General features: G+C 49.2%; 14 protein-coding genes. 4 read left to right on the forward strand and 10 right to left on the reverse strand.

What is annotated here, in order from left to right; all coding sequences use genetic code 11:
- Window positions 1-176 precede the first annotated feature (176 nt).
- Genes METBU_RS0106740 through METBU_RS0106750 form a run of 3 tightly spaced genes read right to left on the reverse strand, consistent with a single transcriptional unit; the run spans window position 177 to window position 6,593 of the window.
- Window positions 177-722, reverse strand: coding sequence for a PAS domain-containing protein (locus METBU_RS0106740; RefSeq protein ID WP_138767136.1), 546 nt, complete (start codon window positions 720-722; stop codon window positions 177-179).
- A 4-nt stretch (window positions 723-726) separates the two neighbouring features.
- Window positions 727-5,481, reverse strand: a complete 4,755-nt coding sequence (locus METBU_RS25190) for a PAS domain S-box protein (protein WP_017839891.1) — start codon at window positions 5,479-5,481, stop codon at window positions 727-729.
- Window positions 5,478-6,593 carry an HD-GYP domain-containing protein gene (locus METBU_RS0106750; protein WP_051056269.1) on the reverse strand — a complete coding sequence of 372 codons (1,116 nt, stop codon included), beginning with the start codon at window positions 6,591-6,593 and terminating at the stop codon, window positions 5,478-5,480. The genes METBU_RS25190 and METBU_RS0106750 overlap by 4 nt, the downstream gene beginning before the upstream one ends.
- A gap of 908 nt (window positions 6,594-7,501) precedes the next feature.
- Here METBU_RS0106750 and METBU_RS0106755 point away from each other — a divergent pair.
- Window positions 7,502-8,443, forward strand: coding sequence for an NAD-dependent epimerase/dehydratase family protein (locus tag METBU_RS0106755; RefSeq protein ID WP_017839893.1), 942 nt, complete (start codon window positions 7,502-7,504; stop codon window positions 8,441-8,443).
- 140 nt (window positions 8,444-8,583) lie between these two features.
- Window positions 8,584-9,807: an aminotransferase class I/II-fold pyridoxal phosphate-dependent enzyme gene (locus METBU_RS0106760; RefSeq protein WP_017839894.1), complete on the forward strand. Its 1,224-nt coding sequence runs from the start codon at window positions 8,584-8,586 to the stop codon at window positions 9,805-9,807.
- 216 nt (window positions 9,808-10,023) lie between these two features.
- On the opposite strand, the gene METBU_RS0106765 is transcribed toward METBU_RS0106760, so the two are convergent.
- Both METBU_RS0106765 and cobO read right to left on the reverse strand, forming a co-directional pair.
- Window positions 10,024-10,389 (reverse strand): hypothetical protein, encoded by a 366-nt coding sequence (locus tag METBU_RS0106765; protein WP_014148914.1) that lies wholly within the window; start codon window positions 10,387-10,389, stop codon window positions 10,024-10,026.
- 121 nt (window positions 10,390-10,510) lie between these two features.
- Window positions 10,511-11,047, reverse strand: coding sequence for a cob(I)yrinic acid a,c-diamide adenosyltransferase (gene cobO, locus METBU_RS0106770; protein ID WP_014148915.1), 537 nt, complete (start codon window positions 11,045-11,047; stop codon window positions 10,511-10,513).
- 379 nt (window positions 11,048-11,426) lie between these two features.
- Between cobO and METBU_RS23500 the strand changes: the two genes are divergently transcribed.
- Both METBU_RS23500 and METBU_RS0106780 read left to right on the forward strand, forming a co-directional pair.
- The gene (locus METBU_RS23500) at window positions 11,427-12,383 is read left to right on the forward strand and encodes an alpha/beta hydrolase (protein ID WP_017839895.1); all 957 of its coding nucleotides are present in this window, start codon (window positions 11,427-11,429) and stop codon (window positions 12,381-12,383) included.
- A 200-nt stretch (window positions 12,384-12,583) separates the two neighbouring features.
- Entirely contained in the window at window positions 12,584-13,093 is a 510-nt protein-coding gene (locus METBU_RS0106780; RefSeq protein WP_017839896.1) for a hydrogenase maturation protease, read from the forward strand.
- Window positions 13,094-13,289: 196 nt separating this feature from the next.
- Here the strand turns inward: METBU_RS0106780 and METBU_RS0106785 are convergent, their stop codons facing one another.
- The 5 genes from METBU_RS0106785 to urtC all read right to left on the reverse strand — a co-directional run bounded on the left by METBU_RS0106785 (window position 13,290) and on the right by urtC (window position 17,822).
- Window positions 13,290-13,682: an FmdB family zinc ribbon protein gene (locus tag METBU_RS0106785; protein WP_017839897.1), complete on the reverse strand. Its 393-nt coding sequence runs from the start codon at window positions 13,680-13,682 to the stop codon at window positions 13,290-13,292.
- 180 nt (window positions 13,683-13,862) lie between these two features.
- Window positions 13,863-15,092, reverse strand: a complete 1,230-nt coding sequence (gene fmdA, locus METBU_RS0106790; RefSeq protein ID WP_017839898.1) for a formamidase — start codon at window positions 15,090-15,092, stop codon at window positions 13,863-13,865.
- Between the two features lie 35 nt (window positions 15,093-15,127).
- Window positions 15,128-15,817 carry an urea ABC transporter ATP-binding subunit UrtE gene (gene urtE, locus METBU_RS0106795; RefSeq protein WP_017839899.1) on the reverse strand — a complete coding sequence of 230 codons (690 nt, stop codon included), beginning with the start codon at window positions 15,815-15,817 and terminating at the stop codon, window positions 15,128-15,130.
- Window positions 15,818-15,841: 24 nt separating this feature from the next.
- On the reverse strand, window positions 15,842-16,591 hold the full coding sequence (gene urtD, locus METBU_RS0106800) for an urea ABC transporter ATP-binding protein UrtD (protein WP_014148225.1): 750 nt from the start codon (window positions 16,589-16,591) through the stop codon (window positions 15,842-15,844).
- Window positions 16,581-17,822, reverse strand: a complete 1,242-nt coding sequence (gene urtC / locus METBU_RS0106805) for an urea ABC transporter permease subunit UrtC (RefSeq protein ID WP_175421672.1) — start codon at window positions 17,820-17,822, stop codon at window positions 16,581-16,583. The genes urtD and urtC overlap by 11 nt, the downstream gene beginning before the upstream one ends.
- Window positions 17,823-17,854 lie beyond the last annotated feature (32 nt).

The raw sequence follows: 17,854 nt of genomic DNA on the forward strand, positions 1-17,854 counted from the left end.
GCGACCTAAATTCAATACAAGGGCGATTTTAATCGCCCTAGGCGAATGAGAACTTGCCCCTACAAGAAACTTGAGAAAGTCAGGAAGTTAGTTTTAGCGACATCCTTAGCTTGATGCGTATGGGTTGCAAACCCCGTCCTGCTAGGGTTATAAGTCTTCGTAGTATTTTTCAAACGTTAGCTTGGAGAGGATTGTAATTGTTTTAGTTGATGTTGGCACTGCGGGCAAACACCATAGATCACCGGCACCGTTAATGGTTCTTTATCTTTTAGCAAGCTTTCCGCTTCAACCCACTGCTCAGCTTGCTTGAGTAAATTGCAAATACTGCAACGCACTCGTGTGTGGCGATCACGCTGGTTGGAACGTATAAAAAAAATGGGCGCCACACGCGGCTCAGTATGCAATTGGTAGTTGCTAATTCGCACTTCGCCACGCTCATTCGCCATCAGCCGCATTTGTAAATAACGGCGCAAGTTTGGCGCATCACACCGATAATCAAAACAGGCGCTAGTATTTTTTTGCCGGACAATATCGAGTAACTTTTGCACAAACTGGCGAGTAACATTGCCGCTAATGTAATCGAACAACGATTTACCAACGACGTGTTGCTTCTTGAGTTGCGGTGCGTCATTAGCGTCGGCAAACTCATCCCAGCTACCATTAATGGCGATAATGACATTATTGGCGTCAACGCTAAATTCTAAAAGGATTGTATCTGTCATGGCCCTAATCATCGTGCCGCTCGAGTATATCGAGCGCTTTTTCCCATTCGAATATTGAAATCAGATGCAGCAATTCGTTGCCTTGTGTTTTTCCCAAAACGCCGCGTAATAACGCCGCTTCGCGTTCGGCGATATCGATGGCCTTGATATCGCCGATGCGAAGCAAAGCTTTAAGTGGTTCGATAATTAATTCGGCCCTATCCGAATCGATCTCGATTTCTTCGGTTTGACGAACCTCGAGAACTTCAAGCCATTGTTGCATCGCCTCTTCAAGCTGTTGCGCGAGATCCCGTGTCAAATCCGTAATGTTATCGCGTTTTGTACGCACCGCAATTTCGAGCTGTGAGGCTAGTGCCGACAACGATTGCGCGCCGATATTGCCGGCAGCGCTTTTCAAGGCATGGGCAAGCTGTTGAAGCCTGTCCGTATCGTTGGCTTGAAGAGCGTCATGCAGTTTCTGTACATCGTCTCGATGATGCTCGACAAATAATGACAATAATCGCTGCGGTAAATCGGACTGCAACATCGTGCTGAGCGGTACCGGATCGGTTTGAATATACGCGGACCTAACTGTTTTAGTCGATGCAGGAAGCCATTTCAGCAAAGTCGTATAAAATTGCTCCAAATCGACCGGCTTGGCGATAAAGTCATTCATGCCGACCGCTAAACAAGACTTTCGATCTTCATCGAATACATTAGCACTCATCGCCAAAATCGGCGTTTCGCAGTAGTCTGGTAATTCGCGAATGGCCAGAGTCGCAGCCAATCCGTCCATATTGGGCATTTGCATGTCCATCAACACTAAATCGTAGTGTTGTCGTTTCGCTTTTTCGACAGCAGCGATGCCATCTTCGGCGACATCGACCGACAGGCCGACGCCATGCAGCAGTTCGAGCGCGACTTCGCGGTTGATCGGATTGTCTTCGGCCAATAACACGCGTCGCCCCCGGCGGGTATCGCGCAATTGTTGTTCGGCGTCTATTGATCCGGCTTCTGCCGCTGCCGGTAATACGCCGTGACCTTTTTGCAGATGGACGGTAAACCAAAACGTGCTGCCTTGTCCCGGCTCGCTTTCGGCGCCGGCTTCGCCGCCCATTAATTCGGCAAGCCGGAGGGTAATCGACAAGCCCAATCCGGTTCCGCCGTATTGGCGCGTAATCGATTCATCGGCTTGCGTAAACGGGCGAAACAAACGTTGCAATTGTTCCGCTTCGAGACCGATGCCGCTGTCTTGCACTTCGAAACGCACCCGCAAATCGTTATCGTGTACCTCGAGTAATTTTGCCCTTATGTCGATGCGACCCTGTTCGGTGAATTTAACGGCATTACTGGCTAAATTCAATAGCGCCTGGCGCAGCCGCGTTACGTCTCCATACAGCCACTCCGGGACTAAATCGTCGTCGAGCGTAATCGTCAAATTTTTCGCATGTGCGGATTCGCCGATCAAAGACCGAACATGATCGAGTACCGCCGATAAATGAAAATCGACATGATTAAGCTGCATCTTACCCGCTTCGATTTTAGATAAATCCAAAATATCATTGATGATTGACAACAGATGCCGACCGGCGATTTCAATTTTATTCAGACGGCCGCTTTGCGCAGCGGTCGCGTCGATACGCATTAAATGCGCCAAACCGAGTATCGCGTTCAACGGCGTTCTGATTTCATGGCTCATATTGGCGATAAACGCGCTTTTAGCTCTATTCGCAACTTCGGCTTGCTGCCGGGCTGTTTGCAGTTCCGCCGTGCGTGATTCCACCAGGGTTTCGAGATGATTGCGATACTTGTCGAGTTCGGTCGCAATTCGCTTTCTTTCGGTAATATCTTCCTTGACTGCGACATAATGCGTAATCGTCCCGTCCTGTTGACGAAGCGGCGTTATGACCGCAAATTCGATGTATTCGCTGCCGTCTTTGCGTTGGTTGTAAAACTCGCCTTTCCAGGTTTCGCCGCGCGTCAAGGTTTGCCACATCGCTTCATAATTCGTTTTCGGCGTTTTACCGGAATGCAGAATACGCGGGTTTCGCAATAGAACGTCGTCGAGCAAATAACCGGTGTTAGCGCTAAAAGCCTGATTGACGTATTCGATTTGCGCGTCGGCATTGGTAATCACGATACTCTCGGGGCTTTGTTCGACCGCGAGCGCAAGCTTTTTCAACTGGTCTTCGGCTTGTTTACGTTCGGTAATCATTTCGGTGTAGATAATGATCCCGCCAATCGAGCCATCGGCATTATACCAGGGCAGGCATTCCCACTGAACCCATTCCACGCTTCCGTCTTCGCGCAGATAAGTATCCTCATCGGCGAAACAGACAATGCCTTGCAACGCTTTTTGATGTACATCGCGCCATTTTTGCGGCAAGTTTGGAAACACCTCATAGTGGTGCTTGCCGATAATATCGGGATCGGAAACGCGATAATCATCGAGATAACGCTGGCTAACATATAAGTATTTCAAGTCGCGGTCGTGAATCACGATGCCGCCCCGGTTATGTTCGATGACATAACGCATCAGTTCATACGAATGCGTTAGCTCCATCTCCATTTGAATGCGCGCGGTGATATCCTCTAAGGCACCGAATAGCACCGGCTGTCCGTCATCGGTATGTTTAGTTTCGACATAAGCCGCCGATTGAATGTATCGTCGTTCGCCATTGCGATGTTTTATGCTCAAAACGACATGACTCGACTTGCCTTGTTCGAGCGCGGTAATGGACCTCGAAAACAGCATTTGATCTTCGGGCATGACATAATGGCGCCAACAGCCGAGCGCCATCAGCGCGTCATTGTCGTCACCGAATATCGCCTCGGCATTGCCGAGCATCCAATCCAGTCGGAAATAGCCGTCGCGGCCTTTTTTACAGGAGTAAACCAAATCGTTCGCAATCGTCGAGGCGATGCGAAAGCGCTCTTCTCTTTCCTGTAATGCCTCTTCAATCCGTTTGCGCTCGGTCAAATCAATGTCGATACAATAGATTTCTTTACCGGCTGGACCTTCTTGCATGACGTGATTAGTAAAGACCGTGACCGGTGTGCCATCTTTGCGCCGCAACGTGAATTCTGCAGCCGGAATGCCAGGGTCGCCGGCTATCCAGCTATTGATATGGGTAATAATTTCCTCATGCATCGGGTCGGGAATGATCAAGTCTTCCAAACGACGCCCCAACGCTTCTTCGCGCGTATAGCCATATAAGGCTTCGCTTGCCCGATTCCAAAAGGTCACGCGGCGCTCTTCGTCATAACCTTGCACAGCAATGCTTGGTGTTTGTTCGAACAAAAATCGAAAGCGACGTTCACTATCGCGCAAGGCCAGTTCCGTGCGTTTTTTTTCGGAAATATCTTGAAATGCGCCTTGCACTTTAACAATTTTACCGGTGCCGTCACGAACGGCTTCGCCGATCGCGCGAACCCAGACCCGTCGGCTTGTCGCCGTAACGATTTCCATTTCCTCATCAAAAGCGATTCCTTGCGTGGCACAGAGGCCGAATACTTCGCGGATTTTATCGCGCCATTCCGGCGTATAAAAGCTTATGCCTTCTTCGAGTGTCGGCGAATAACCGCTTGGTTTATCATGAATCGCTGCAACAGTATCGGACCATTTGAGCCGGTTGCTGCTTAGGTCGACGCTCCAGCCGCCCATACGACCTAAGCGTTCGGCGATACGCAAAAGCGATGCATATTCTTGTAAGGACTCTTTTTGTCCCAGGTAACGTTGAATAAGCAAATAATGATGGGGTAGTATCGCGGCGATCAGTGTCAGCAGTAATGTCATACCGAGTCCGGCCAATGCGATCCATAAAGGTTGATGCGACGCAGATTCCGTAGCGCATTCAGGCGGCATTGTTGCGGTCACGGTCCAGGTGTTTCCGGCCAAGGTCAAGCGGCGGCTCAGCGACCTATCGTCCAATGCCGTGTCGCTGTTCTGTGCGTAGAGTAAATGTTCGGGCGTAGTCGTGATACCGTCATGTATTTTCAGAGACAGCGATGGACACAAATTGAACTGTGGACGCGACAGCAAATTTTGCATCATGTCTTTGATACGCACGGCGGAGAACACCCAACCGATAAATTTGCGGTTGGATTCGGGCAAGTCCGCATTGCCGGACGTAACCGGATTATAAACGGGCATATACAGAATATATCCGGGCTGTGCTTCGGCTGCGGGCTCATGAATGAGTATCGTTTTGGCCGTCATTGCCGCACGGCCACTGTCTCGGGCCCTATCCATTGCCATGCGGCGCGACCTTTCCGAATAGCTGTCATAACCTAGCGCTTGCCGGTTTTGTGCGTCGAACGGTTCGATATAGACAATCGGCGCATGCATGTCATTCGGCATTTCTGGCCAGACCCGATAGCCCGGTAAGCCTTCGGCCCTTACCGCTTCGATGTGCGCGTTAAGTGCGCTGCGTTCGATCAACGGCGCGAAACCGAACGCGTTGACGCCGGGAAAATAGTTTTGGATGCCGAGCCCGGTAATGAATTGCTGAAACTCCTGACGGTTTACGTGTTCGCTACTCGCGAAGAGCCCTACAATGCTACGCAAGACTTGTTCACTGTCTTCGATTTTGTCTTGAATCAGAAAGACCAATCGCTCAAATTGATGTTCGAAGTCTTGCTGGGCATTGTTTTCTTGATTGATCCGGACTTGTTGCCAATAAAGCCCGGTCAGTGTCACTCCACTAATCGCCAATAACAACGGTAATGCGATGAAAAGCTTATAAGTTTTTCGCTGAATCGGTTTTGTCGTATTTTTCATGTCGCTGAGATTGCCGATAACGACGCTGCGGTATCATCGTCGAATCGTTTGGCGATCTGTTTAAATGTTGTGTAACAGTGTTGAAATGCATCGATCATATCGGGGTCGAATTGACTGCCTCGACCGGCGACGATCAGGTCTCTCGCTTCACCGAACGGCATCGGCGGTTTATAAACGCGCTTTGTCGTCAGTGCATCGAATACGTCGGCAACGGCCATGATGCGTGCAGAAAGCGGAATCGCATCGCCGCTCAATTCATCCGGATAGCCACTACCGTCCCAGCGTTCGTGATGCCAATGCGCGATTTCTTTGGCCAGCATCAGAAAATCGACATTTATCGCGACATCTTGTTCGGCTAGCTCAATGGCTGCCGCCCCTCGTTCGGCATGGGTTTTCATGATGACCCATTCGTCATCGGTCAGCGGCCCCGGTTTCAATAGGATATGGTCTGGAATTGCGACTTTACCGATGTCATGCAGCGGTGCCGAGCGAGTCAAGAGTTCGATGTAATGATCGTCTAAGATGGCATTGAAACGCGGATCTTGCTTCAGTTGTATCGCCAGTTCGCGCACATAATGTTGCGTGCGCAGAATATGATTGCCGGTCTCAGGGTCTCGGGTTTCCGCCAGATGGGCTAATGCACGAATGCTGACTTGTTGGATCAAATCGTTTTCGAGCATGCGTTTTTTAACTTCGCTTTCGAGCCATTTGTTTTGGTCGAACAGACGATCGCGGGCGCTTTTTAAATCGATATGCGTTTGCACTCTGGCCAAGACGACCGGCGGCATGATCGGCTTGGTAATATAATCGACCGCACCCAATTGGAAACCGTTGACTTGGTCTTCTTGGCTGTCCAAAGCGGTAATAAAGATAACCGGAATGTTTTGGGTCGAAGGCTCGGATTTGAGCGTTTGCAGAACATCGTGTCCGCTTAGGTCGGGCATCATCACGTCGAGTAAGATCAAATCGGGAACGGGTTCCGCTCGGGCCAGCATAAGACCGCGAAGACCGGAATTGGCGACCCGCACGCTGTAATCGGGCTTTAGAATTTCGCTGATCAGCGCCAGGTTGGAGGGTTCGTCGTCTACGATAAGAACAGTCGGTTGAGTCATAATCTTCGAGTAAAATGCCGAGAGCTGATGGATATCATCGAACTCACTACTTTTGTAATTATTTACATCCCACCTATCGTTCCCACGCTCCAGCGTCACTGCCATTAAGTTAAGGATTTTTCCGTTCGCCCTGAGCCTGTCGAAGGGTGAATGGAAAAATCCTGGGTCGATAAGTTAAGCCGTCCATGGTTCGACAGGCTCACCACGAACGGCTTAACTTAATGGCAGTGAGGCAGAGCGTAGGAACGATAATTGCCGGGGGTCTGAATAGTTGCCTTTTATGGATTAAAGAATAACATACCTTCGAATGATTACTTAGCGCATATGATCCAAAGGACTTACAACGTTTCTTATAGCTTGGGTTATACCCGTGTAGATCAAAATTCGCCGCCTGGGTGTCCGCTAGAGGACGCCGTGAATACGTCCATATAGTCTCTATGCCAGCTCCATGCTGCCAAAGCCTTTGCGAACGCCCCGACGCCTCCATAAGCTAATGCCGAAATTTGAAGTGCGATAGGTATAAAATTACGGCAACCCCTAAACTATCGGCCTTGCTGGAGCCGAAAGGCTACATAACTACAGCAATTCCCAGTTTGAGCAGTATCGCCGATTTTAGGGTGTGGGGTATGCCTGTCGAGGAACGCCGTAAACCCATCCATGGGGGCTTGGCGGCAGCTCCCTGCTGCCGACATCCTCGCCAAGCATACCCCACACCCTTTTTGATCTCCAAATTGGGAATTGCTGACATAACTACTACAATTGCAGTTATGACTTGAATCCAATAAGTGATTTTAATGCGTTTGTTCCTGTTTGAACTTTAGCTGAACGGGACAATTCCAACCAATGCCGTTTATAATTCATTCGACTTCTCGGATTTATCGCCGCTGACCGCTATTTTTTAAAAACCGATGAAAACCATCCTCGTGACCGGCGCCACCGGACAAATCGGCTCGGAATTGACGCCAGCTCTCAGACAGCGATACGGCAATGATTCCGTTATTGCCGCCGGCCACCGCAAAAAAACCGATGCCGAGATATCGAACGCAGGCCCCTATTGCCGGCTGGACATTGAAGACGTCGCGGCGTTGGCCCGAATTGTCGAGGACTATCGCATCGATACGATCATTCACCTCGCTTCGTTATTGTCCGCAGTTGCCGAAACGGACCCGCAAAGAGCATGGTCGGTCAATATCGATGGCTTGTTCAATGTTTTGGAAATCGCACGCCAACACGCTTGCTCGGTATTTTTCCCCAGTTCGATAGGCGCCTTCGGCCCTAACACGCCGGCTTTCGATACGCCCCAGGATACGATTCAACGACCCAATACGCTGTACGGCATCGGCAAGGTAACCGGCGAATTACTGTGCGATTATTATCACAAGCGCTATAACCTTGACACTCGGGGGCTTAGATTTCCGGGATTGATTTCCTATAAAACACCGCCCGGCGGCGGCACGACCGATTACGCGATCGAAATATTCAACGCTGCCGCTCGATGGCAACACTACACATGCTATCTAAAACCCGATACGCAACTGGATATGATGTACATGCCGGATGCGATCGATGCGTTTTTGCAGTTAATGACAGCCGATCCCAAACGCTTGATCCACCGCAATGCCTACAATGTGACCGCGATGAGTTTCACTCCCGAGCAACTGGCCGCAGAAATTCGCCGGCATATCCCTAATTTCAAAATAAGTTATAAAATCGACCCGCTTAGACAAGCCATCGCCGACTCTTGGCCGCGCCACATGGATGATAGCGCCGCCCGGCAAGAATGGGGTTGGCAAGCGCGATACGACCTAGCAACGATGGTCGAAGACATGCTAGAGCACATAGCCGAATAAACCGATAATGCCCTTTCAATAAACCAAACCCCTACTCACTACTCACTACTCACTACTCACTATTCACTATTCACTACTTACTGCTTACCGCTTACTGCTTACTGCTTACTGCTAACCGCTAACCGCTAAAAGAGGTCATCATGACACTTGCCAAACTCGACGCACAGTTAAGGGACCGACTCTCCGCGATGCAAGACAAAGGTATCGCAAAAGGCAAGGAAAAAATCATCACCGGCTTCAAACCTGCCGAAAACGGCCTCGGCCCCAGGGTATTGCTTCAGAATTACCCGGATCGGACATTTTTGAGAATGAATGCCAATGCCTACCTGGGTCTATCGAGCCATCCCGCTGTCATTGCCGCCGAATCCAAAGCCGCCGAAACCTTCGGAGCGGGTCCCGGCGCGGTGAGGTTTATCAGCGGCACCTATCAACCTCATATCGATTTGGAAAACCGCCTGGCTGAATTTCACGATCGTCACTCGGCCATGCTATTCAGCGCGGCCTATGCGGCCATGATCGGCATCTTACCGGCGTTGATCGATGAAGACACGTTAGTCGTCAGCGATGCACTCAATCATAACTGCATTATCAATGCGATTCGTTTGGCAAAAACGGCGCGAAAAGCCGTCTTTCCGCATCTGGACCTGAGCGAACTGGAACGCATACTGATCGATAACAAAGGCCAAGCGGAACGAGTCATCATCGTCACCGACGGCGTCTTCAGTATGCGCGGCGACCATGCGCCGCTGGATAAAATCGACGCGATACGCAGAAAACATGAAGCCGATTACGCACAAGGAATTTTGACGGTCGTCGACGATTCGCACGGCATCGGCGCGCTCGGATCGTCCGGGCGCGGCACCGAGGAAATCACTGCAAGCCGAGCGGACATTTTGATTGCGACACTCGGCAAAGCGCTCGGCGTCAACGGCGGATATGTGGTGTCCAGCCGGACCGTAATCGACTATTTAAGGGAAACATCGGCGAGTTATATTTATTCCAATCCGATTACCCCTCCGGAAGCGGGGGCAGCTTTGGCCGCATTGAATATACTGGACAGCGCCGAAGGCAAAGGCCTGCTGAACCATATCCGAATGCTGGCCTTCAAACTCAGAAGCGGATTAACTCAATTGGGATTCGAAACCTTACCCGGCGAACATCCGATCGTGCCGATCATGATTAGGAATACCGATAAAACCGGGGCCTTAGTGCAACATTGCTTCGAGCACGACATATTGGTTACCGGCTTGAATTACCCGATTGTCGCGAAAGGCGAACAAGAAATCCGGCTACAGATTTCAGCGGCTCACACTGAACAAGACATCGATTATTTTTTGGATGTTCTAAGCCAATTTAAACATTAATCTAATAAAAGCATTTCACCATGAAGACCATGAAGAATAATAATTTAATTCAAAAACTTATTATTCATATGTAAATCATTTTTGCTCTCCTACTTCTTTTGGATTGACAAATCGTCTAAGAAAAAAAGGTATAGGATGTGTCTATCGAAGAAGTAATTTTTAACCAAAGGCTATGTAGGTACTTCCATGTACCCGGTCTGAACGTTTACGAGGTTTCTAATTTTTTTTCTCTTTTTTGATGATGACTTTATCGTCGATGACCAAGTCGGAAATACCACCGAGCTCTAAGCGCAAGGTGCAAGAAGCGTTTTTGAATGCATCGGTTTCACCTTGATAGTTATAAGTTACGTATGACTCCTTGTCGCTTTTCGTTTCGGATGGAAAAAACACCTGCTCGCCGGTTTCTTTCATAATTGCGGCAGGGCATTTTTTAGATGCCATTTCCTGCATCGCGACATAAGTTCTAATCATTGCCGCCGACTCTTTTTCCTCGATGGATTCTTGTTTGCTGACACCCACGACAATAAATCCGACGACAAAAACGCCGATAACCGCAATTACAATTTTAGTTGTTTCAGTCATAGCACCCTCTAGGTTGTTTATTTTTATAAGTATGATACCGAAGACATTTCAAAACATTCGGCAATACCCCATGAATTCTATGCCAATACGCTTATCTCGGCAATGCTTCGCTTAGAGCCGTTTAAAACTCAACTCCCTGCTCTGCCTTGATACCCTGGGTATACGCATGCTTAACCAGCGTCATATGGGTCACAGTATCGGCGACTTCAATGACCTCCGGCGCGGCATTGCGCCCGGTCAGCACTAAATGCATCCAGGACGGCTTCTCATTTTTAATGAACTCGGCGATTTCTTGTCCGGTGATCCATTCATAACCGCAGCAATAGTTGATTTCATCGAGCAATACGAAATCATAGGCTTCAGACTTAATTTTTTCCTTACTGAACTCCCAAATCGAGCGACTGGTTTTAATATCCTGCTCGGGATTTTTGGTATCCCAAGTAAAACCGTCGCCCAAAGCATGCCATTCGATATTGTCGAAACGTTCCGCGGCTTTGTGTTCGCCCGTTTGCCATTGACCTTTAATGTACTGAATCACGCAAACCTTCATGCCCCAGCCGGCGGCGCGAAATACCATACCCAACGCGCTCGAAGATTTGCCCTTCCCTTCGCCGGTATTGACCAACACCAAGCCACGCCGCTTATCTCTCGCTTTCATCCAATCTCCTTTACAAGTTATCAAATGTCGAGCAGAGTAACACCTTCATTCGTGAACGCAAGTTTTACCGAGCCTTCAACATCGACACTATGACTTCGCTTCATAAAGATCCTTTACCGTTTAAAATCGACACCATGTCAATCGAAATTTCAACTTACAGAATGTGTCAATCTTTTATCCTAGAAAGAGCAGTTGGCATATGTTGTAGACCGTTCATGCTGAGTAAAGTCGAAGCATGAAGGGTCTACAACACTTTCACCGACCTGGTGAATCCTCAAACTCCCGTTCACCCTTCGACAGGGCTCTCCTGAGCGAAGCAGAAGGGCTCAGGGCGAACGGGAGTTTGAGGCTCTCAACTGATCTTTTTAGGTTTATAGCGATGTTAATTGTATTGAGTTGCTGCGGATGCTCCGGCCTATTGTTCTATCCGAATGAACGGCACGTTCTCAAGCCCGTATCGCTGGGTCTTCACTATCGAGACGTCTATCTGAAGACTCCGGATGATCTCACGATTCACGGCTGGTTTTTACCGGCGCAGGGCGAACTCAAAGGCAGCGTTTATTTCTTGCACGGCAATGCGCAAAATATCAGCACGCACATTCATAACGTCAAATGGCTACCGGAACAGGGCTATCAGGTTTTGTTAATCGATTACCGCGGTTTCGGGCATTCCGAAGGCCAACCGAACCTGCCAGATATTTTTCTCGATATCGAAACAGGATTCGATTGGCTGATCGCAAAGTCCGAATCGAAACCGCTATTTCTTTTGGGCCAAAGCCTCGGCGCCAGTCTCGGCATCTACTTTGCCGCCCGGAACCCATCTGCCCGGCAACATCTAGACGGCATCGTTAGCGATGCGGCCTTCACCGGCTATTTTCAAATTGCCCGCGATGCCGCTGCCAACCATTGGCTAACCTGGCCATTTCAATACCTGTTTGCCTGGTCGTTAAACTACCCCTATAACCCTATCGAAGTCGTCGAACATCTCACACCGATTCCATTGCTGTTTTTTCATAGCGCCGACGACAGAATCATTCCATTCGACCACGGCAGGCAACTTTATCGAACCGCCAAGCCACCTAAACGATTCCACCCAACTCAAGGCGGTCATATACAGACTTTTAGATTTCGTCAAAACAGGGAAGTCCTCCTAGATTTTTTTGCTACGATAAGCGCCAAAAACCAATCGATTATACCCATCGCACTTCAAATTTCGGCATTGACGCATGGATGTGCCGGGTGTTCGGTCGATTTTTGCTCCTCGGCAATTGCTGAGTTACATGGATGTAATGAATGCAGAAAATGCAGGAGCATTTTTCTGCCCTGCATCGCCTAAAGCGCCTACTGTTGGTGCCCTAATACACGCCATCCATGGCGCTCGCAAAGGCTTTGACAGCAGGGATGCTGTCACAGAGCCTACATGGACGTATTCACGGCGTCCTTTGACGGACACTCCGGCGCCGAAATTTGACCTGCAAAGGGTATAACGCAACACCACGCGGATCGAAATAAATTTTTTATCGATAGGATTGCATGATGAATAAAAACTTACCCATTCTGATTTTCGGCTACGGCAACCTTAGCCGGGGCGATGATGCGCTCGGCCCATTACTACTGGAAATGATTCAGGAACGAATGACAACCGGTTCCGTCGAAATTTTGAACGACTTTCAATTACAAGTCGAACATGCTCTCGATCTTGAAGACCGGAATCTGGTATTGTTTATCGATGCCTCGGTCGCCTGCGCCGGCGCGTTCGATTTCAAGGAACTCAAACCTGCCCATGACAAGAGTTACACCACGCATGCGATGAGCCCTGCCGCCGTGTTGCAAGTGTATCAAACCATCAAACACCAAAACCCTCCGCCGTGCTTCTTATTGAGCATTCAAGGCGAACAATTCGAATTAGGCAGCGATTTAAGCTCGAAAGCGCGGGAAAATTTGCAAAGAGCCGGTCATTATGCCGAACAATTATTAAAACAGCCGAATGTCGACGCTTGGCGTAAACTAGCAGAAAAAGCTCTGTTAGGAACAAGCACGAAATAACTTCGACAAATGCAGAAAATGCAGGAGCAAAGGCTTTGCCAGCATAGAGCTGACATAGCGTATCTAAAGGGAAGTATTCAAGGCGTCCTTTGACGGACATCCCTGTGCCGAATTAAAAAAGTAGTCCTCATTAAAGCAAACCGTCTCCGACTACGCTCGAGAGTAAGAGACGGCCGGCTTTAACGCTTGAACGCGCTTAATGGCTGATCATCCAAGGCCTTTGCGAAGGAAAGACTTTACTTCCGTCTTGCATCAATATCACTTGCTGTCTCAAACTGCTACGATCGGGATGCTTCAGAAGCAACCCTTTGTTGCTACTGCACCCGCAATTCTTGGTGTGCTTGTGTTCGAGAATTTGATCCTCCCGGCTGTCTGCGGTCGAGAAAACCGGTTCGTGACGCGACTTTTCGTTGATACTCATCGCTTTACGCTTGTCCGGCGCCATTGCAAGCACCTCGGGCGGTATCATGATAATCCGCGGACTCGAGGTTTGGCAGTGCGGACAAGCCTGTGGAGCGCTGCTTTCTTCGAACGTTGCTAAGTCGTGGAAAATGCCGTGTTTCGGGCATTTATAGTCATAGAGCGGCATCGCTATTCTCCTAAGTTAATATACCTTTCGCACTTCAAATTTCTGCAGAGCCTAAGGAGGCATCGGGGTGCTCGGCAAAGGCTTTGCCAGCATGGATGCTGGCATAGAGCCTACATGGATGTATTCACGGCGTCCTTTGGCGGGCACCCCGGTGCCGAATTTTGATCTGCGATGAGTATATTACAGATCGGGTGACAACGGCACGTCGACATCGCCGGACAACTCCTTTTTCGGCCCTTCCGAATTCGGCTTGACGTTGAATTCGAAGATATCGGTCGGCAACCAAAGCGTCGCGCAGGCATTCGGAATATCCACGACGCCGCTGATGTGCCCTTGCACCGGCGCAGTACCTAAAATGGCATAAGCTTGGGCTTTCGAATAACCGAATTTCGTCAAATATTCGATCGCATTTAAACAAGCCTGACGATAAGCAATATGAACATCGAGATAATGTTGCTTGCCGGACTCGTCGACCGAAATACCTTCGAAGATTAAATAATCGTCATACTGGGGTTTGATCGGACTCGGCTTGAAAATCGGATTTTTGATTCCGTATTTTTTCATGCCGTCTTTGATCAAACCGACCCGAAGATGCGTCCAACCGGCCATTTCTATCGCGCCGCAAAATGTGATTTCGCCGTCGCCTTGACTAAAATGCAAGTCTCCCAAGCTAAGACCGGCATTCTTAACATAAACCGGAAAGTAGACCGTCGAACCTCGAGACAGGTCTTTGATATCGCAGTTTCCGCCATGCTCGCGGGGAGGTACCGTTCTTGCAGCTTCGGCCGCCGCTGCCTTTCCAGCATCGCCGCTCATACGTCCCATATGAGCCGTATCGGCATAAGGCAGCGTTGCCAAGGGCGGAACCCGGTCCGGCTCCGTATCGTAAAGGGCTTTTTCCCGCGTATTCCATTCATCCAACATTTCTTTTGAAGGCAGAGTGCCGATCAATCCGGGATGAATCAAGCCGGCAAACTCGACGCCGGGAACATGACGAGACTTCGTAAACATGCCGTTGAAGTCCCAAATCGATTTTTGCGCCTCGGGAAAATGTTCGGTTAGAAAGCCGCCGCCGTTCTTTTTTGAAAAAAAGCCGTTAAACCCCCATTGACTGTTTTCAAAAGCCCCGATATCGAGAATATCGACAACCAGCAAATCCCCTGGCTCCGCACCTTCCACACCGACCGGCCCGGACAAAAAATGCACTTTCGATAAATCGACGTCGCGCACATCATCGGCACTATCGTTGTTGTTAATTTGTCCTCCGGTCCAATCGTAGGATTCGATGATGAAATCGTCACCCGGTTTAACCATCGCCACCATCGGTATGTCCGGGTGCCACCGGTTATGAATCATGTCGTTTTCATAAGGTGATTTACTTAAATCGATTTTGATAATGGTTTCAGCCATAGCCTTTCTCCTGACAAAGTTTTAATGATTAATACTCATACCGATAAATAAGCCGCCACCTTGGCTTCATTGAGCGTTGCACGCTCTTCCTGATGAACGATTTCCCCCTTTTCGAGAACGATGATGCGGTCGGCGATTTCAAGCGCAAAACTCAACACTTGCTCCGACACGACAATCGATAAACCGCGCGTATCGCGTATTTTTTTTAACGTCCGAGCCATTTCGCGAATGATCGAAGGTTGAATACCCTCGGTCGGTTCATCCAACAGCAATAATTTAGGCTTGCTGGCCAACGCCCTGGCGATTGCCAATTGCTGCTGCTGTCCTCCGGATAAGTTCCCGCCTCGGCGATTTCGCATCTCTTCGAGTACCGGAAATAACTCGTAGAGATCGTTAGGAACGATCTTTTCCCCGGTACTGGTCAAACCGGTTTCAATATTTTCTTTGACCGTCATCGTCGAAAAAATCATCCGCCCTTGCGGAACGAAACCCAGACCTTTCGACACCCGCTGATGGCTTTTGAGTAACGTCAAGTCGACGTCGTCAAGTTGAACCTCGCCCTTTGCGGTAGGAATCATTCCGATCAACGATTTCATCAACGTCGACTTACCCATGCCGTTGCGTCCCATCACGGCTACGATTTCTTTCGGTTTTACATCGAAATTCAATCCGTGCAGCACTTCGCTTTGCCCATAGGCCACGTGGTAATCTTTAACGCTCAGCATTTTGTTTTCTCCTGATTCGACCGATTAATGGCCGAGATAGACTTCGATAACTTTGGGATCGTTTTTGACTCGCTCCATCGAACCTTCGGACAGCACTTTGCCTTGGTGCATAACGGTAACCCGATGAGCGATGTCTTCGACAAACTGCATATCGTGCTCGATGACGATTACCGAGCGGCCTTGGGTAATCCGGTTCAACAGTTCGGCGGTTTTTTTGCGTTCCGCAACCGACATGCCGGCAACCGGTTCGTCCAGCATCAATAAATCCGGTTTTTGAATCAGCAACATGCCGATCTCAAGCCATTGCTTTTGTCCGTGGCTCAATAAGCCGGCCGGTTTATCGAGATCGTTCTGTAAAAAAATGATTTCAGCTATATTTTCGACTTCTTCGATCACTTCACGGTCGCGCTTAAACATTAACGAGCCGAAAACGGACCGTCCTCGCGGGTATGAAATTTCAAGATTTTCAAACACACTCAAATCGTCGTATATCGAAGGATTTTGAAACTTTCGTCCAACGCCGTGATGGACGATTTGGTGTTCTTTCATTCGCGTCAACTCTTCTCCGCGAAACTTGATCGACCCGGAGGTGGCTTGAGTTCGTCCGCAGATCAAATCGAGTACCGTCGTTTTTCCTGCGCCGTTCGGACCAATGATGACGCGTATTTCCCCCTCGTCGACGTAGAATGACAAGTCATTGACCGCCTTGAAACCGTCGAAAGAAACCGTCAACCCTTCGACGGCTAAAACGAAATCTTCGTGCTTAGTCGACATATACGCCTCCTTCCAACTTTTCATCGGAACTTGGCGCCATTGTCCCGACAGTTTCGGGTTTAGAGATAGGTTTTGAAACCACTCTATTTTTCTCTTCCAAGGCCTCCTTACCCACAGTTTCTTTTGACGAATCCGTCCGCATGATAGAAGCACCCAGTCCGGCTGTTTTGCCGCTATACCAAGCAGGCAATTTCGGCTCGATGTAGCGCTTGAATAGACTGGCCAAGCCATTCGGAAATGCCATCACGACCGCGATGAACAGCGCTCCCATCGCAAACAGCCAAAGCTCTGGGAATGTCTCGGAAAATATCGTTTTAGCCCAATTCACCAACAACGTACCGTAAACTGCGCCAAGCAAGGAAAGTCGACCGCCCACCGCGCAATAAATCACCATTTCGATCGATGGAACGATGCCGACGAAGGAAGGCGACATAAAGCCGACCTGCAGCGTGAACATCGCGCCGCCGATCGCAGAAAACATTGCGCTCAGACAAAAGACGAATATTTTGAAGTTGGCTACGTCGTAACCGGAAAACCGGACTCTGTCCTCTCGATCGCGCATCGCGACCAGAATACGTCCAAGTTTTTTATAACGGATAAATTGTGAAAGTAACAAACATATAAAAAGAGCGGCCGAACAGACATAATACAAAATCACTTTGGCAGAATCGGAACGAATGTCCCAACCTAACAATGTGCGTAAATCGGTGATACCGTTGACTCCGCCCGTATAGCCTTGTTGGCCGATAATTAAAATGGTCATGATCGCCGCGATGGCTTGCGTGATGATCGCAAAATAAACCCCACCGACCCGAAGCTTGAACATCGCCACGCCTATGATGAATGCAAACAGCGTCGGCAATAGAACGATCGCCGACAACGCAAAAGGAAGTTGCCGAAAAGGCTCCCACCACCAAGGCAATTCGGTGATCTGATTCCAGTCCATGAAATCGGGTATGCCGGGAGTGGATTGAATTTTGGTCGACTCGGGATCGCTGGCTTCCAATTTGAGAAACATCGCCATGCAATATCCGCCCAAGCCGAAAAATACTCCCTGCCCCAAGCTCAAAATGCCGCCGTATCCCCAGCACAAAACCAAGCCGAGCGCGACAAAGGCATAGGTCAGATATTTACCGATCAAATTCAATCGAAATACATCCAAAGAGAGCGGGATAATCGCTAACAGGATGACCGCCAACAAGACATAGCCAAGCACTTCCTGCCTTGACATAAATCGAATATTGCTCCGTTGCCGCATAGGAA

The organism is Methylotuvimicrobium buryatense 5G (assembly GCF_000341735.1).
Taxonomy (GTDB): Bacteria; Pseudomonadota; Gammaproteobacteria; order Methylococcales; family Methylomonadaceae; genus Methylotuvimicrobium; species Methylotuvimicrobium buryatense.

Coding starts and splice junctions, on each gene's coding strand:
- METBU_RS0106740 (WP_138767136.1), bottom strand. CDS start 722: ATGACAGATACAATCCTTTTAGAATTTAGCGTTGACGCCAATAATGTC.
- METBU_RS25190 (WP_017839891.1), bottom strand. CDS start 5,481: ATGAAAAATACGACAAAACCGATTCAGCGAAAAACTTATAAGCTTTTC.
- METBU_RS0106750 (WP_051056269.1), bottom strand. CDS start 6,593: ATGACTCAACCGACTGTTCTTATCGTAGACGACGAACCCTCCAACCTG.
- METBU_RS0106755 (WP_017839893.1), top strand. CDS start 7,502: ATGAAAACCATCCTCGTGACCGGCGCCACCGGACAAATCGGCTCGGAA.
- METBU_RS0106760 (WP_017839894.1), top strand. CDS start 8,584: ATGACACTTGCCAAACTCGACGCACAGTTAAGGGACCGACTCTCCGCG.
- METBU_RS0106765 (WP_014148914.1), bottom strand. CDS start 10,389: ATGACTGAAACAACTAAAATTGTAATTGCGGTTATCGGCGTTTTTGTC.
- cobO (WP_014148915.1), bottom strand. CDS start 11,047: ATGAAAGCGAGAGATAAGCGGCGTGGCTTGGTGTTGGTCAATACCGGC.
- METBU_RS23500 (WP_017839895.1), top strand. CDS start 11,427: ATGTTAATTGTATTGAGTTGCTGCGGATGCTCCGGCCTATTGTTCTAT.
- METBU_RS0106780 (WP_017839896.1), top strand. CDS start 12,584: ATGAATAAAAACTTACCCATTCTGATTTTCGGCTACGGCAACCTTAGC.
- METBU_RS0106785 (WP_017839897.1), bottom strand. CDS start 13,682: ATGCCGCTCTATGACTATAAATGCCCGAAACACGGCATTTTCCACGAC.
- fmdA (WP_017839898.1), bottom strand. CDS start 15,092: ATGGCTGAAACCATTATCAAAATCGATTTAAGTAAATCACCTTATGAA.
- urtE (WP_017839899.1), bottom strand. CDS start 15,817: ATGCTGAGCGTTAAAGATTACCACGTGGCCTATGGGCAAAGCGAAGTG.
- urtD (WP_014148225.1), bottom strand. CDS start 16,591: ATGTCGACTAAGCACGAAGATTTCGTTTTAGCCGTCGAAGGGTTGACG.
- urtC (WP_175421672.1), bottom strand. CDS start 17,822: ATGTCAAGGCAGGAAGTGCTTGGCTATGTCTTGTTGGCGGTCATCCTG.